This window comes from Pseudomonas sp. FP215 (genome assembly GCF_030687795.1).
Lineage (GTDB): Bacteria > Pseudomonadota > Gammaproteobacteria > Pseudomonadales > Pseudomonadaceae > Aquipseudomonas > Aquipseudomonas salmasensis.
The window spans coordinates 2,318,636-2,334,877 of record NZ_CP117447.1 but is presented as its reverse complement, the minus strand read 5'-3'; the positions used below and the strand labels follow the sequence as shown (position 1 = coordinate 2,334,877).

Below are 16,242 nucleotides of genomic sequence, written 5' to 3'. Positions count from 1 at the left end.
TTACCGTTTGCTGTTGCAACCCACAGAGTTGTGTAGATACCTATGGCCATCGCAGGCAAGCCAGCTCCCACATTTGGTTTGGCGCCAGGCAATCGAGCGGATACGCGCCGCCCATTGCGCCAGCTCAGCATCATCGGCCCGCGCCACACAGGGAAGCGACCGCTCGATCAGTAAAACGGTTCTTGGTGGTAACCATTACCTCAGCTGGCACCCGATCCATCCAGGCATTGAGGTCCAGCCAGAAATTTCCGACAGCGTTTTAGGGTTGCCCCTCGGAAGATGCCTGCCTAATCTTCGGGGGTCGCTGCAAATTCAGCGACCGGGTTTCGCAGCTCGGTTAAACTCTAGACGCACAGCGTCCACCTCAAGATAGCGGGCGCTTTTTTATGCCTGATGTTATGGCGGCTGTGCGCGGGATACCTTCGGGTATGCCGGGAGCCTAGAGTCCCGGTCTGCGAACCTGCGTACAGCTGCCACCCCAATATCGTTTCGCAGCGAGGGGTGGTGACTCCAATACTCTAGGAGCTTCGCCATGATTAAAGACAGTCCTAATCCGCCTTCAGATTCAATCACGCTTCACACTGCTGCTCATCGAGCAATCAACCACTATCTGAACCCGTCTGAGAAACCAGAGCCGCCTGCTGAGGGCCATGGCTTGTTTACCGTGCGAGAAGGACTAGACGTCGAGACGCTGCTGGTCAACGCATCTGAGGATCTAGCGTCGGTTCATGCACTGGCAAGCCACTTGGCTTTTGAGATCGACGGCAATCCTCGCAGCGTCGCCCTGGGGATTTGTCGGATGCTGGAGGGGATCCAGTTAATGGTGGATAAAACACTAAGCCTCAAAGACCATCCAACCCACACATAAATCTGAAACCGAAGAGTTCGCAAAGTGGGCACGGTAAAAAATGTGGGAGCTGGCTTGCCTGCGATTGCAGCGGGTCAGCCAACATTTTCGGTAACTGACACTCCGTCATCGCGGGCAAGCCAGCTCCCACAGTGGATCGAATGAAACGTTAAACAGTGTGCAAAAAAACGCCCCGAACCAGTCGGGGCGTTTTTCATTCAGCGTGCAGCTTTCAACGATCAGTCAGCCAACCGCCACGTCGTCCCACCCTTGCCGTCTTCCAACACCACACCCATCGCGGTCAGTTGGTCGCGGATACGGTCGGATTCCGCCCAGTCCTTGTTAGCCCGAGCAGCCAAACGCGCCTGGATCAACGCATCCACTTGCGCGGCATCCACACGCCCTTCAGCGCCCGCTTGCAGGAAGTCATCGGCCTCCATCTGCAACACGCCCAACACGCTGGCCAGCTCTTTCAGGCGCGCCGCCAGGCCCGCCGCTGCGTCGATATCGGTCTCGCGCAAGCGGTTGATCTCGCGCACCATTTCAAACAGTACGGCGCAGGCTTCCGGGGTGCCGAAGTCGTCATTCATCACTTCGGTGAAGCGTGCCACGAAGGCTTCGCCGCCAGCCGGTGCAACCGCGGGCAGGCCTTTCAACGCGTGGTAGAAACGCTCCAGGGCACCCTTGGCGTCCTTGAGGTTGTCTTCGGAGTAGTTGATGGCGCTGCGGTAGTGGCTGGACACCAGCAGGTAGCGCACCACTTCCGGGTGGTACTTCTCCAGCACGTCGCGGATGGTGAAGAAGTTGTTCAAGGACTTGGACATCTTCTCGCCATTGATGCGGATCATGCCGCAGTGCATCCAGGCGTTGGCGTAGGTCTTGCCGGTGGCAGCTTCGCTCTGGGCGATTTCGTTTTCGTGGTGCGGGAACTCCAGGTCGCTGCCGCCGCCATGAATGTCGAAGGTCTCGCCCAGGCAGCAGGTGGACATCACCGAGCATTCGATGTGCCAGCCCGGACGCCCGGCGCCCCAGGGCGACTCCCAGCTCGGCTCGCCCGGCTTGGTGGCTTTCCACAGCACGAAGTCGAGCGGATCCTGCTTGGCTTCGTCAACTTCGATACGCGCGCCGATGCGCAGGTCTTCGATCTTCTTGCGCGACAGCTTGCCGTAGCCCATGAATTTGGCGACGCGGTAGTACACATCGCCATTGCCTGGGGCGTAGGCGTAGCCCTTGTCGATCAAGGTCTGGATCATCGCGTGCATGCCCGGGATGTGGTCAGTAGCACGCGGTTCCATGTCCGGCTTGAGGATGTTGAGGCGCGCCTCGTCCTCGTGCATGGCGGCGATCATGCGCTCGGTCAGCGCGTCAAACGACTCGCCGTTCTCGTTGGCACGGTTGATGATCTTGTCGTCGATGTCGGTGATGTTGCGCACGTACGTCAAGTCATAGCCGCTGAAACGCAACCAGCGGGTCACCAGGTCGAAGGCAACCATGCTGCGGCCGTGGCCGATGTGGCAGTAGTCGTACACGGTCATACCGCACACGTACATGCGCACCTTGTTGCCATCCAGCGGCTTGAAGACTTCTTTGGTCTTGCTGAGCGTGTTGTAAATCGTTAGCACGATGTTTCCCTTAAATCACTGGCCCCACGAATCTCGCAAGGTCACGGTACGGTTGAATACCGGAGCACCAGGTTTCGAGTCCTTGATATCCGCGCAGAAGTAGCCTTCGCGCTCGAACTGGAAACGGTCTTCCGGCTGTGCGTCGCCAAGCGATGGCTCGGCACGACAACCAGTGAGTACTTGCAGAGAGTCAGGGTTGATGTTGTCGAGGAAACTGGCGCTGTCTTCTGCCTTCTCAGGGTTCGGCGAGCGGAACAGACGATCGTACAGGCGCACTTCGCACTCGATGCTGGCAGCGGCCGGTACCCAGTGGACCACGCCCTTGACCTTGCGGCCTTCAGGGTTCTTGCCCAGGGTGTCCGGGTCGTACGAGCAACGCAGCTCGACGATGTTGCCATCGGCGTCCTTGATCGCTTCGTCCGCACGGATCACGTAGCTGCCGCGCAGGCGCACTTCGCCGTTCGGCTCCAGGCGCTTGTAGCCTTTTGGCGGCTCTTCCATGAAGTCGTCACGGTCGATGTAGATTTCGCGGGCGAACGGCAATTTGCGCACGCCCAGCTCTTCTTTCTGCGGGTGACGCGGCAGTTCGAGGTTCTCGACCTGGCCTTCCGGATAGTTGGTGATCACGACCTTCAACGGACGCAGCACGCACATGGCGCGCGGCGCGTTGGCATCCAGGTCCTGGCGGATGCTGAATTCCAGCATGCCGAAATCGACCACACCGTCGGAACGGTTGGTGCCAACCATATCGCAGAAGTTGCGGATCGACGCCGGGGTGTAGCCACGGCGGCGGAAGCCCGACAGCGTGGACATGCGCGGGTCGTCCCAGCCATGCACGTGCTTTTCATCCACCAGTTGCTTGAGCTTGCGCTTGCTGGTGATGGTGTAGTTCAGGTTCAGGCGGCTGAACTCGTACTGACGCGGGTGCGCCGGCACCGGCAGGCTGTCCAGGAACCACTCGTACAGCGGGCGATGGCTCTCGAACTCCAGGGTGCAGATGGAGTGGGTGATGCCTTCGATGGCGTCCGACTGACCGTGGGTAAAGTCGTAGTTGGGGTAGATGCACCACTTGTCACCGGTCTGGTGGTGGTGGGCATGGCGGATGCGGTACATGATCGGGTCGCGCAGGTTCATGTTCGGCGAGGCCATGTCGATCTTGGCGCGCAGCACGCGGGCGCCGTCCGGGAATTCGCCGGCACGCATACGGTTGAACCAGTCCAGGTTCTCCTCCACCGAACGGTCGCGGAACGGGCTGTTCTTGCCCGGCTCGGTCAGGGTGCCACGGTACTCCTTGGCCTGCTCCGGGGTCAGGTCGTCCACATAGGCCTTGCCGGCCTTGATCAGCTCGACAGCCCAGTCGAACAACTGGTCGAAATACTTGGAGGCATAGCGCACTTCACCGGACCATTCAAAGCCCAGCCACTTGATGTCGCTTTCGATGGCGTCGATGTATTCCTGGTCTTCCTTGGCCGGGTTGGTGTCGTCGAAACGCAGGTGCGTGACGCCACCGAACTCCTGGGCCAGGCCGAAGTTCACACAGATCGACTTGGCGTGGCCGATGTGCAGGTAGCCGTTGGGCTCAGGTGGGAAACGGGTGACGATCTGCGTGTGCTTGCCCGAATCCAGGTCCGCCTGGATGATCGGGCGCAGGAAATTGACCGGGACGGCAGGTCCGGCCTTGGTATTCGAGGTAGGGTCGACAGTGGGCTTGCTCATAGGATCCTTGAACAGACAGGTGCGTGGCCAGGTGGGGCCAGATAAAACAAAGGGCTCATAATAGCCGAAGCAGTCAAGACACATACAGAGCGCGGCCAATTAATTGCCCGGGCGGTAAAAAACCACCTCGAAATTCCCGCAGGGCAGGCTAAACTGCGCGCCTTGGCCGTCGTTTAGCCAGACAGGTAAGGTGCCCAGGCGCCCACACCCACGAATTCCCTGAAAAGAGTAGCGAACATGACTCAAGTCAAACTGACCACCAACCACGGTGACATCGTCATCGAGCTGAACGCCGAGAAAGCGCCGATCACCGTCGCCAACTTCATCGAATACGTCAAAGCCGGCCACTACGAAAACACCGTTTTCCACCGTGTCATCGGCAACTTCATGATCCAGGGCGGCGGTTTCGAGCCTGGCATGAAAGAAAAGAAAGACAAGCGTCCAAGCATCCAGAACGAAGCAGACAACGGCCTTTCCAACGACAAGTACACCGTCGCCATGGCCCGTACCATGGAGCCGCATTCGGCCTCCGCGCAGTTCTTCATCAACGTCGCCGACAACGCCTTCCTGAACCACAGCGGCAAGAACGTGCAGGGTTGGGGCTACGCAGTGTTCGGTAAAGTCACCGCAGGCACCGACGTTGTCGACAAGATCAAAGGCGTATCGACCACTTCCAAGGCCGGTCACCAGGACGTTCCAGCCGAAGACGTGATCGTCGAGAAAGCCGAGATCATCGAAGCGTGATATTGCTGATTTCAGACTTGCATCTGGAAGAGGAGCGCCCGGACATCACCCGGGCGTTTCTGGATCTGCTCCACGGCCGCGCCCGTGGCGCCCAGGCGTTGTACATTCTGGGGGACTTCTTCGAAGCCTGGATTGGCGACGATGGCATGACCCCCTTCCAGCGTTCCATCTGCGCGGCTCTACGCGAGCTGAGCGACAGCGGCACCCCGATTTTTATCATGCACGGCAACCGCGATTTCCTGATCGGCAAGGCGTTCTGCAAAGCGGCAGGCGCCACCTTGCTCAAGGACCCGACGGTCGTGCAGTTGTATGGCGAGCCTGTGCTGTTGATGCACGGCGACAGCCTCTGCACCCGCGACCTCGGCTATATGAAGCTGCGGCGCATCCTGCGCAACCCGATTGTGCTGTTTATCCTGCGCCACCTGCCTTTGGGCACCCGCCACAAACTGGCGCGCAAGTTGCGCAGTGAGAGCAGCGCCCAGGTGCGCATGAAGGCCAATGACATTGTCGATGTCACGCCTGAAGAAGTGCCCCGGGTGATGCAGCAGTTTGGCGTGCGCACCCTGGTCCACGGCCATACCCACCGCCCCGCCATCCATAAGTTGCAGATCGGCGACCAGGCGGCCAAGCGCATTGTGCTGGGGGACTGGGACAAGCAAGGCTGGGCGTTGCAGGTGGATGAGCAAGGGTTTCAGCTGGCGGCGTTTGACTTCGTCAACCCGCAGTTGGCGCTGCCTGGCGCCTGATCAAGCACAACACCGGTCAATGTGAACAGAGATCCAACTGTGGGAGCGGGCTTGCTCGCGAATGCTGAGTGTCAGTCGATATGGCTGTGACTGATACACCGCATTCGCGAGCAAGCCCGCTCCCACACTTTTGACTGAGTACACCCTCAAGTCAGTGCCCCGACGCCGCCGGCCCGGCCTTTGCCGTAAACGGCGGTTTGGCCAGCCACACCAGCAACATCAAGCCCATGAACATCCACCCCAGCAACGTGAAGTAATCCACGGTGGACATCATGTACGCCTGGCTGGTGAGAATCTGGTCCAGTTGGGTATAGGCCTTCTGCCCTGCCCCACCCAGCGCCTGCAACGCATCGCGGGTGGTCGAGTCGTAGACGGTCATGTTCTCGCTCATGTAGGCATGGTGCTGGTCGGCCCGGCGGATCCAGATCCAGGTGGTCAGCGAGGCCGCAAAGCTGCCGCCCAAGGTACGCAGGAAGGTCGCCAGCCCAGCGCCGTCAGCAATCTGGTGCGGCGGCAGGTCGGACATCAGGATGCTCAAGGTCGGCATGAAGAACAGCGCCACGCCGATGCCCATGAACAGTTGCACCATGGCGATGTGGGTAAAGTCCACTTCGTTGGTGAAACCGGCGCGCATAAAGCAGCTCAAGCCAATCGCCAGAAACGCCAGGCCCGCTAGCAGGCGCAGGTCGAACTTGTGCGCGTACTTGCCCACGAACGGCGACATCAGCACCGGCAAAATGCCGATGGGCGCCACCGCCAGCCCGGCCCAAGTGGCGGTGTAGCCCATCTGGGTTTGCAGCCACTGCGGCAGGATCAGGTTGATGCCGAAAAAGCCCGCGTAACCGAGGATCAACACAATGGTGCCGATCCGGAAGTTACGGTGCGCGAACAGCCGCAGGTTGACCACCGGGTGCTTGTCGGTCATCTCCCAGATCACGAACACCGCCAGGGCGATCACCGAAATGGCCGCACCAATGATGATGAAGTTGGACTCGAACCAGTCCAGGTCATTGCCCTTGTCGAGGATGATCTGCAAGGCGCCAACCCCGACGATCAGGCTCAGCAGCCCTACGTAGTCCATCGGCTGGTAGCTGGTGACCACCGGGCGTTTTTTCAGCTGCGCACGCACCACCATCACCGCGAAGATCCCGATGGGCACGTTGATGAAAAAGATCCACGGCCAGCTGTAGCTATCGGTGATCCAACCACCGAGGATGGGACCTGCAATCGGCGCTACCACCGTGACCATCGCCAATAACGCCAAGGCCATGCCGCGCTTGGCGGGTGGATAGACCGCAATCAACAGCGTCTGCGTCATCGGGTACAACGGCCCGGCGACCAAGCCTTGCAGTACGCGAAAGCCGATCAACTCAGGCATCGAGGTGGAAATACCGCACAAGAACGACGCCAGCACAAACAGCAGGGTCGCCCACAAAAACAGCTTCACCTCGCCAAAGCGCCGGCTCAACCAACCGGTGAGCGGCAAGGCGATGGCGTTGCTCACCGCAAACGAAGTGATCACCCAGGTGCCCTGCTCCGAACTCACCCCCAGGTTGCCGGAGATAGTCGGCAACGCCACGTTGGCGATGGTGGTGTCGAGCACCTGCATAAAGGTCGCCAGCGACAGGCCAATGGTGGCCATCAACAGGCTGGGTGGCGTGAACGAGGCGTTATTGCTCATCAGCGTTGCGCAGCCTTGGGAGCGGCGACGCTGTTGTCATGGATCAACTGGTTGATCATGGCATCGGCTTCGGCCAATTGGCGGTCATACACGTTGGTGGTGAACGAGGCTTTTTGCGGCGCCTGTTGCGCCAGCACCGGGCCGCTCTGGTCGTGCAGGTCGACGTTGACCACGGTGCTCAAGCCCACGCGCAGCGGGTGCTTGGCCAACTCTTCAGCGTTGATATGGATGCGCACCGGCACCCGCTGCACGATCTTGATCCAGTTGCCGGTGGCGTTCTGTGCAGGCAGCAAGGCGAACGCGCTGCCGGTGCCGGCGCCGAGGCTGTCGACGGTGCCGCTGTACTTCACGTCGCTACCGTAGATGTCCGACTCGATATCCACCGGCTGGCCGATGCGCATATCCCGCAGTTGGGTTTCCTTGAAGTTGGCATCGATCCACAGCTGGTCCAGCGGGATCACCGCCATCAACGCGGTGCCCGGCTGGACGCGCTGGCCCAGTTGCACGGTGCGCTTGGCCACATAGCCGGTGACCGGCGCGATCAAGGTGCTGCGCGCATTGGTCAGGTACGCCTGGCGCAGTTGCGCGGCGGCGGCTTGCACATCGGGGTGGGACGAAATCACCGTGTCATCCACCAGGGCATTGGTGGTTTTCAGTTGTTGCTCAAGGTTGGTCAAGGCGTTCTTGGCGGCGGTCAGGCTGTCGCGAGCGTGAGACAGTTCTTCCTGGGAAATCGCGCCACCCTGGGCCAGGGTCTTACGGCGGTTGTAGTTGTCCTGGGCGGTCTGCACATCGGCTTTCTGCGCATTGACCTGGGCTTTCATACCATCGACGTTGCTGTACAAACCGCGCACTTGGCGTACGGTGCGGGCCAGGTTGGCCTGGGCACTTTGCAGGCCGACGGCGGCGTCGTTGGGGTCGAAGTTGATCAGCACCTGGCCTTCGTGCACCAGGTCGCCATCGTCAGCGCCAATGCTGACCACGGTGCCGGTGACCAGCGGGGTGATCTCCACCACGTTGCCGTTCACATAGGCGTCATCGGTGCTTTCATTGAAGCGCCCGTAGAATTCATACCAGGCCCATACGCCCACCACACTCAGGATGACGATCAGCGCCAGGCCGATCAGCATCACTTTGCGTTTGCGCGGGTTGGTGTCGTTGGGTTGTTCGGTTGCGTTGTTGCTGTCGGCAGTGGCCATGACAAATACCTCAAATTATTCCGTGCGTGTAGCTGGGGTGGTCGCGGCCACGCTGTTGGCGTGATACCCGCCACCCAGGGCCTGCATCAATTGAATCGACAGGTCGATCTGCGCCGCATTCAGGGTGGCCAGCTGACGCTGGGCCTGCAGCAATTGCTGCTCGATGCTGAGCACATCCAGGTAGTTACCGATGCCTGAGCTGTAGCGTTGCACCCCGGTGTCGTAGGACTGCTGCGCGATATCGGCGGCGTGTTGCTGGGCCTGGATCTGCCGCCCGGTGTCGCGCAGTTGCGAGAGGGTGGAGCCGATATCACCCAAGGCTTGCACCAGGGTTTTGTTGTACTGGGCCACGGCCAGGTCGTAGTCGGCGTCGCGGGCATCAAGGTCGGCGCGCAGACGGCCGCCGTCAAAGATCGGCAGCGAGATCGTCGGCGCAATGTTGAAGAAGCGGCTGGCCGAACCGAACATCGCATCGCCCAGCAACGACTCGGCACCTGCGCTCGCGCTCAGGTTGAGGTTGGGGTAGAAGCGGGTCTTGCTGGCATCGATGTTCTTGCTCGCGGCCTCTACGCGCCAGCGTGCGGCGACCAGGTCCGGGCGACGGCCGAGCAGCTCGGCAGGCAACACCGCCGGCACGGCCACGGCGCTGGGTTTGAGCACCGCTGGGCGAGCCAACTCGTCACCGCGGTCCGGGCCTTTACCCAGCAATACCGCGAGGGCGATCTTGGCGCTTTGCAGTTGTTTTTCCGCGTCAATCAGTTGCGACTGAGAACTGGCTTCCAGACTCTCGGTCTGCTGGAACTGGTATTCGCTGTCGATACCGGAACTCAGGCGACGCTTGCTCAGGTCGAGCATCTGGCGGGTGCGCTTGAGGTCATCGACGGCCAGGTCGCGCACGATATGGGCCTGGCCCAGGTCGCTGTAGGCCTTGGCCACGTTGGCGGCCAGGGTCAGGCGCGCAGCCTGCTGATCGACTTCGGCAGCACGGGCCTCGCCCAACGCGGCTTCCCAGGCGGCGCGCTGGCCGCCCCAGAGGTCGAAGTTGTAATTGAAGCTGGCTCCGATGTTGCGCACCGTCGAATAGGCATCGCCCTGCCCGCGTGGGTCCTGGTCCTTGGCCAGGCGCGAACGGCTCACGCCGGCGCTGGCATCCAGGGTCGGCATGCGCGCCGCGTTGGCGGCATAGGCGGCGGCTTCGGCTTGGTGGGCGCGGGCATCGGCGACTTGCATGTCGGGGCTGTTCTGCAGAGCTTCCTGGATCAGGCCGTCAAGCTGTGGGTCGCCCAGGCTTTTCCACCAGTCAGCGGCCGGCCAGGCGGCGCTCGACAGCGTCACGCCGCTGAGGGATTTGCCGGTGTGCAGAGTATTGGCGTCGAGGCGCTGGCCCTGGGTGTCGAGGCCGCTGTAATTGGCGCAACCGGCCAACGTCATCGCCGCCAGCACCAGGCTGAATGCGCGTGTGTTCATGATCGACCTACCCGCTGGATCGTGATGGGGTCACCCGCAGCGATCAGCATTTTCTTCAGGATCCGCTCCAGGGTTTCCAGCTCGCCCGGCTCAAGCACGCCGGCCAACTGGTTGAGGGCCTTGGCGCCAATGTGCGGCAGCATGTCCGCCAGGCGCTGGCCCTCGGCGGTCAGCACCAACTGCACCTGGCGCCGGTCCAGCTCGGAACGCTTGCGGCTGAGCAGGTCTTTTTGCTCCAGCCGGTCGAGCATCCGCGTCATCGAACCGCTGTCCAGGGACAGGTTGCGGCACAGCTCCGCCGGGGTGTCGACGCCGAACTGGGCCATGATGATCAACACCTTGAACTGCGCGGCGGTGATGCCGTGGGGTTCCATATGGGTGTCGATGATGCGGTCCTTGAGAATCGCGGCGCGGCCCAGCAAGAGGCCGAGGTGGCAGTTGTGGAAGTTGTCAGGGGTGAAGTGAGGCATCGAAAGTCACCTTATTACTGCCTAGGCAGTGAATGTGTGACGAGATGTTACTGCTTAGGCAGCGAATGTCAAATGGAATAATTAGGTTGCTTGGTAGTTGAGTAACTTAGAGCCTTGGACAGCAATCAAATCAGCGAGAGTCCAGTTAAGGCTTTTTGTAGGAGCGAGCTTGCTCGCGAAAAAACTCACGGGCACCGCGTGCATTCAGGATGCACGCGTTATCGTTGACGTTTTTCGCGAGCAAGCTCGCTCCTACATTTTTTGATCGGGCAAGGTTTAGAAATCGCGCTTGTAGAAGATATCCAGGGAACTCGCTACGCCCGTGGCCACTTCCAAGTACACCTTCTTGCTCAGCAGGTAGCGCAAGGCAATGGTGTTAGCCGGTTCGAACACCCCTACCCCATAACGCAAGCTGAGCTTCTCGTTGATCTTGCCGCTGGCCACCACGGCGGTGCTGTTACCCGTACCCTGGGTGTCCAGATCAAAATCCTGAATCCCCAGCTTATTGGCGATATCCGTGGTCACCCCGGCGCTGCCCATCAAGCCCAGGCCCAGGGCGGCTTCGGCGAGCATGTTGTTGTCTTCGCCGGTGTTGGTGCGCGAACGGCCCAGTACCAGGTATGACAGCGCATCTTCCTGGGCCATGGTCGGCTCGGAGAAGATCTGCGTGGTGGGCTGTTCGGCGCTGCCGCTCAGGCGTATACCGGCGGTCACGGTGCGGGACGGTTCGACCACCACGCGCACGGCTTCGATGTCCAGGAAGGGTTGGTCCAGCGGCCCGGCAAACAGCAGCCGTGCACGCCGCACGTTGAGGCGCTGACCGTAGGCGCGGTAGCGGCCGTCGTTGAGCCACAGCTCGCCGCGGGTGTCCATGTTGTCGCCGATGTGCACATGGCCCTGGACCTTGGCGGTGAGGCCGAAGCCGGCGAAGTTGAGCTGGTCTTCGCCTACCTCCACGTCGATATCCATGGCCATGGCCATCGGCGGTTTGCCCTCTTCGGTCTGGCTGCCGATGATCACGGTGTCGTCGGAGACCTTGACCGTCGAAGGCGGCAGTTCGCGCACGGTGATGTCGCCACGAGGGATGTGGACTTTGCCGGCAATCGCCAGTTTGTCGTCCTTGAGGCTGATCTTCAGGTCCGGCGCCACTTCCAGCTTGGCGTAGGGTTCCACGGTGACCGGCAGTTGCGAGCCTTTGAGGCTGAGGTCAACCACCAGGGCGCGGCCCCAGTCGATCTGCCCCGTGAGGCTGCCCTGCCCGGCCTTGCCGCTGTGCCAGCCGCCGTTGAGCTGCACGCTTTCGCCGGCGATCTGCGCCTGCAGGTTCAGGCCCTCGAGGCTGATGGGCAACTCCGGCCCGGAGACTTCGCCGCCCACCAGGTTCAGGTTGCCGTTGACCAAAGGCGCAAGCAAGCCGCCGGAGATGCGGCCATTGCCGTTGAGCTTGCCGGTAAGTTTTTCCACCATCGGCACAAAGGGCCGCGCGACGGAGAGGTCCAGGCCGGCGAGGCTGAAGGTGCCAGTGATCGGTTTGTTGTTCGGCAGCGGGTTGATCTGCGCCTGCAACAATAGTTCGCCAAGCTTGCCGCCACGGAAATTCAGCTGAGTGTCGATGCGCTTGGGGTTAAGGGTGGTTTCCAGTTTCAGGGTGTCGTAGGGGAAATCCAGCCACTGGCCTTTGTCGCGCACGCGCAGGGTGCCGCCACTGGCGTCCACCGCGACCACGCCTTTAGGGCCGCTTTGCGGTAGGTCGAGTTGCACATCGGCGTTGAGCCTGCCCTGCCAGGCGAAGTCTTTGGGCAAGAACGCCGCGAGGCTGTCGAGGGGGAATTGCTTGAGGTGGTAGCGCAGCTTCGGCTCGGGCATCAGGCGCTGGTCTTCGCCACACAGGCTGGCGCCGCCGGAGACCCAACAATGTGCGCCAAAGGTCAGCTTGCCATCGGCCAGGCGTTCGATCTTCGCAGGGGCTTGCAGCCGCCAGTCCTGGCCACCGGCTTGCACGTCGCCACTGGCCAGGCGCCCGCGCCAGTTGCCTTTGTCGAGGTTGCCGTCCAGGGCCAGGGCCAGTTTGACCAGCGGGCCGGTCAGGGCCAGTTGGACCTTCTGGTTCTTGATATCGCCCTGGGCGCTGGCGGTGAGGTTGCCAACTTGCGTCTCGCCGCTTTGAATGCCGTTGGCCTTGAGGTCGAGCTTGGCGCGTTGGGCGCTATCGAGGTTGGCGTCCAGGTTGAGGCTTTGCAGGCGGTTGTCGGCAAAGGCCAGTTGCTGGCCCTTGAGGTCGAGCTTGCCTTGAGGGGCTTTCAAGGTGCCGGCCACCTCGACACGCCCGTTGACTTGCCCGCGCAGTTGCGGCCAGAGCTGGGCCAAGCGTGCCAGCTTGATGTCGATCTGCCCGGCCAGGCGCTGTTGCAGGCTGCCGCTGCCGTTGATGCGGTTATCGCCCAGGCGGATGTCCAGGTTGGCGAGGGTCCATTGTTCGCCGGCGCCTTCGGCCTTGGCCGCGAGCACGGCGGTTTGGCCACGCAGGCGGCCCTTGAGGTCCAGGTCGGCGTTGAGCTTGAGCTGTTCATTTTTGAACTCGCCTTTGCTGCGCAGCGGTCCGGCCAGGGTGCCGGGCAACTCGGCGACCCAGTAGGCCGGGTTCAGCGCCGACAGATCCAGCGCGGTGTCCCAGGCAATGCCGTCGGCAAATTGCAGGTTCAGGTGGCCTTCGGCCTTGCCCTGGCCGGCGCTCAGCTTCAGCTCAGGCAGGAAGACTTGCTTGAGGTCGCCACTAAAGGGGGTGACCACATTGAACTTGCCTGCCGGGCCGTCGAGGTCGGCCTTGAGATTGCCCAGGTAGTTGCCGTCCTTATAGGAGACTTCACCGTTGAAGGTGTGCAAGGCCACTTGTGGTTCGTCGATGACCGGATAGAGGCGATGCCAGGGGAAGTCCAGCCAGTCGATCTTGGCGTCAGCACTGAAGCCTTGCTGCCAGTCCAGGTTGGCACTGAGCTTGAGGCTTTGCTTGTCGCCAGCCGTCAGGTCGAGGCTAGCGATCTGCGCGCCCTTGGCGTCAACCTTGCCCTTGAGCAGTAAATCCACCGGGCCTTTTTCGGCCGGGAGCACGGCCTTGCCCAGCAACTGGTAGCCACTGTTCAGGTCGCCTTTGGCACTCAGGTCCAGTTGGTTGAGTTGCAAGGTATCGGGCAGGTCCGCGCTGGGTTTGAAAGATTCGGAGGTGATGTGCAACTGCGCCGGCAGGTGTTCCACCAGGGGTTGCAGCTCGCCAGTGAGCTTGGCCGGCAGGTAGCCACTGCTGTCGGCGTCGAGCTTGAGGGTTTTGAGCAGGTCGCCGTCGAGCTTGAGCGCGACCGTCCAGGGGGCGCCGCCTGGGGCGTAGGGCAAGCTCAGGTTGCCGGTAGCATTCAGCGGCCAGTCGCCGGTAGGTTGCAGCAGGCCCGCGAGGTCCAGCACCAGATCGTCGCGCTGCAGGTGCACCGAGTCGATCTGCAAGCCGGCGGCGGTCCAGTGTGCGGCCAATTGCAGGCCCTTGAGTTCTTCGCTGCCGTTGAACAACAGGCTGCCGATGCGCACATCGCCCAACTGCAGGGCAACCGGCAGCTTCAGGTCGGGCAGTTGAATCGGCCCGCTGTCGCTCTCTTCGGCACTGGGGGCGAATGCCAGGCTGACCTGTTCCACCTCCAGTCGGTTGATGCACAGGGTCATGCGCAGCAGGCAGCCGGGCGACCAGTCAAACGTCGGTGCATTCAGCTCGACGCGGCTGCCATCCTGCTGCCACAGCAGATGATCGGCGCTCCATTGCCCGCCCAGACGCCCCTGGAAATTTTCCACGCTCAAACCTGGCACCTGGCCCAGGGCCCAGCGACTGCCCGCCTGGGTGCAGAGCACCGACCACAGCGCCACTAACAGCAAGGCGAGGATGGCGACCAGCGCCAGCCCCGCTATTTTCAAACCACGCATCACAGCTCAGGCCCCATGGAAAAGTGCAAGCGAACGCCGCCCGGTTCTTCGAGGGCATGGGCCAGGTCGAGGCGAATCGGCCCCACCGGCGACACCCAGCGCACGCCGACGCCCACACCGGTTTTCAGGCTGGGCAAGTCCAGGTTGTTGAACGAGTTGCCCTGGTCGATGAAGGTCGCGATACGCCATTTATCGGTGATGGAATATTGATACTCAGCGCTCAATGCCACCATGTAGCGGCCACCGATACGGTCGCCGCGATCGTTCTCGGGCGACAGCGTCTGGTACTCGTAGCCGCGCACGCTCTGGTCGCCACCGGCAAAGAAGCGCAAGGAAGGCGGCACGGATTTGTAGCCATTGGTGGCACTGCCACCAAACTGCGCACGGCCCAGGAAGCGGTGGTTATCCCACAAAGTGGTCAGGCCCTTGATGGTCGCCGTGCCGTAAAGCAGGTTGGTGTCGGACCCCAAGCCCTCTTTGGCGACCTTGGTGTCGAACATCAGGCGGTAGCCATGGTGCGGGTCGATGCGGTTGTCACTGCGCAGGTAGGAATAACTCACGCCGGGCATCAGCAGGTTACTCAGGCCCGAGTCATTGCCCAGGCGATATTCTTCGCGCTGGTACTTGAGGGAGATCACCCGCGTCCAGCCACTGGGCAGCTTGCTGTGCCATTCGGGGCCGATGGTGAGCAGCTTGCTCAAGGTATCGGTGTTGGCGATCTCTTCATTCTGGTAGCCGCCGGCAAAGCGCAGTTTGTCGGTGAGCGGCGGGTCGAGCGGGATGTCGTACCACAGCCCGACGTTCTGCCGCGGCGCCGACAGTTCGGCTTCCCAGCCATAACTGTGGCCCTGGGGGTTAACCCAATGGCGCGTCCAGTTGGCTTTGCCCCGTGGGCCGACGTCGGTGGAGTAACCCAGGCCCAGGCCCATGGTGCGCGGCTTGCGGGTGTCCAGTTGCACCGCCACCGGGATCACGTCATCGGTGGCGGCGGTGGGGCTGGCATCCACGCGCACGCCTTCAAAAAAGCCGCTGGCTTGCAGGTTCTGGTTGAGTTCGGCGACCAGTTCAGAGTCATAGGGCGTGCCGGGCTTGAACGGCACCATGCGCTGCAACAGCTCTTCATCAAAGGGCGTGTCGCCGGTGAAGCTGACCTTGCCCATGCTGTAGCGCGGGCCGCTGTCATAAATAAGTTCGATGTCGGCCACGCCCGCTTGAGGGTCCACGGCAAGTTTCTGGCTGGTGAAGCGCCCACTGAAAAAGCCGTAGCGCGAGGCCTGGTTCTGGATCAGGCGCTTGGCGTCTTCGTAATGGCCGTGGTTGAGCACGGCGCCGGGCTTGAGGTCGTCGCTGGCGGGCACGCGAAAGGCCTTGAGGTTCGCAGCCGGGCCATCGACTCGCAGGGTCACGTTGCGCAAATGCACCGGTTCGCCGGGGTCGATGGTGAGGGTCAGGCGCGGGTTCTTGCCGCCCTTCACATCGCTGGCGATCTGTGGCTGATAGTAGCCCAGGGCCTGCGCGGCTTTACGCGCCTGCTCCTCGGCGCCACGGCTGAACCGCAGCAAGGCTTCTTCATCACGATCGCCCACCCCGCCGATATAGCCTTCGATGTTGGCTTTCAGCGCGTCGTTTGAGGGTTTGATCCGCACGTCCAGTTCGCTTTGCGCCAAGGCGCCGCAGCTTGTGAACAGCAGAATCAAGCCGCTGGTAAATCTTCCTGGAAACTTCATAGGCGCGGATGCTACACGAGCGAGGGAGGAACTTTGAACCCGGATTAGTCTGAATAATTC

The 16,242-nt window shown here is 61.6% G+C and carries 11 protein-coding genes; 3 read left to right on the top strand and 8 right to left on the bottom strand.

The features are described 5' to 3' along the window. The first annotated feature begins 532 nt into the window (after positions 1 to 532). Positions 533 to 868 (top strand): DUF6124 family protein, encoded by a 336-nt coding sequence (locus tag PSH76_RS10765; RefSeq protein ID WP_098950966.1) that lies wholly within the window; start codon positions 533 to 535, stop codon positions 866 to 868. Between the two features lie 218 nt (positions 869 to 1,086). On the opposite strand, the gene cysS is transcribed toward PSH76_RS10765, so the two are convergent. Continuing rightward, positions 1,087 to 2,469: a cysteine--tRNA ligase gene (gene cysS, locus PSH76_RS10760; RefSeq protein ID WP_032896617.1), complete on the bottom strand. Its 1,383-nt coding sequence runs from the start codon at positions 2,467 to 2,469 to the stop codon at positions 1,087 to 1,089. Positions 2,470 to 2,484: 15 nt separating this feature from the next. Further along, positions 2,485 to 4,185 (bottom strand): glutamine--tRNA ligase/YqeY domain fusion protein, encoded by a 1,701-nt coding sequence (locus PSH76_RS10755; protein WP_003192174.1) that lies wholly within the window; start codon positions 4,183 to 4,185, stop codon positions 2,485 to 2,487. A gap of 237 nt (positions 4,186 to 4,422) precedes the next feature. On the opposite strand from PSH76_RS10755, the gene PSH76_RS10750 reads away from it, so the two are divergent. Both PSH76_RS10750 and lpxH read left to right on the top strand, forming a co-directional pair. Beyond that, positions 4,423 to 4,929: a peptidylprolyl isomerase gene (locus PSH76_RS10750; protein WP_065877469.1), complete on the top strand. Its 507-nt coding sequence runs from the start codon at positions 4,423 to 4,425 to the stop codon at positions 4,927 to 4,929. Continuing rightward, on the top strand, positions 4,926 to 5,675 hold the full coding sequence (lpxH, locus tag PSH76_RS10745) for a UDP-2,3-diacylglucosamine diphosphatase (RefSeq protein ID WP_034133801.1): 750 nt from the start codon (positions 4,926 to 4,928) through the stop codon (positions 5,673 to 5,675). The genes PSH76_RS10750 and lpxH overlap by 4 nt, the downstream gene beginning before the upstream one ends. A 151-nt stretch (positions 5,676 to 5,826) precedes the next feature. On the opposite strand, the gene PSH76_RS10740 is transcribed toward lpxH, so the two are convergent. The 6 genes from PSH76_RS10740 to PSH76_RS10715 all read right to left on the bottom strand — a co-directional run bounded on the left by PSH76_RS10740 (position 5,827) and on the right by PSH76_RS10715 (position 16,182). Beyond that, positions 5,827 to 7,356 carry a DHA2 family efflux MFS transporter permease subunit gene (locus PSH76_RS10740; RefSeq protein ID WP_003192178.1) on the bottom strand — a complete coding sequence of 510 codons (1,530 nt, stop codon included), beginning with the start codon at positions 7,354 to 7,356 and terminating at the stop codon, positions 5,827 to 5,829. Next, positions 7,356 to 8,555: an HlyD family efflux transporter periplasmic adaptor subunit gene (locus tag PSH76_RS10735; RefSeq protein ID WP_003192180.1), complete on the bottom strand. Its 1,200-nt coding sequence runs from the start codon at positions 8,553 to 8,555 to the stop codon at positions 7,356 to 7,358. The genes PSH76_RS10740 and PSH76_RS10735 overlap by 1 nt, the downstream gene beginning before the upstream one ends. A gap of 15 nt (positions 8,556 to 8,570) precedes the next feature. After that, a complete protein-coding gene (locus PSH76_RS10730; protein WP_305494064.1) occupies positions 8,571 to 10,022 on the bottom strand; it encodes an efflux transporter outer membrane subunit in 1,452 nt (483 codons plus the stop codon). Then, complete coding sequence (locus PSH76_RS10725) at positions 10,019 to 10,492, bottom strand: MarR family winged helix-turn-helix transcriptional regulator (protein ID WP_014718945.1); 474 nt, start codon at positions 10,490 to 10,492, stop codon at positions 10,019 to 10,021. Before PSH76_RS10725 ends, PSH76_RS10730 begins: the two co-directional genes overlap by 4 nt. Positions 10,493 to 10,768: 276 nt before the next feature. Next, positions 10,769 to 14,455 (bottom strand): translocation/assembly module TamB domain-containing protein, encoded by a 3,687-nt coding sequence (locus tag PSH76_RS10720; protein WP_305494063.1) that lies wholly within the window; start codon positions 14,453 to 14,455, stop codon positions 10,769 to 10,771. Then, positions 14,455 to 16,182: an autotransporter assembly complex family protein gene (locus PSH76_RS10715; RefSeq protein WP_305494062.1), complete on the bottom strand. Its 1,728-nt coding sequence runs from the start codon at positions 16,180 to 16,182 to the stop codon at positions 14,455 to 14,457. The genes PSH76_RS10720 and PSH76_RS10715 overlap by 1 nt, the downstream gene beginning before the upstream one ends. Between the last annotated feature and the right edge of the window lie 60 nt (positions 16,183 to 16,242).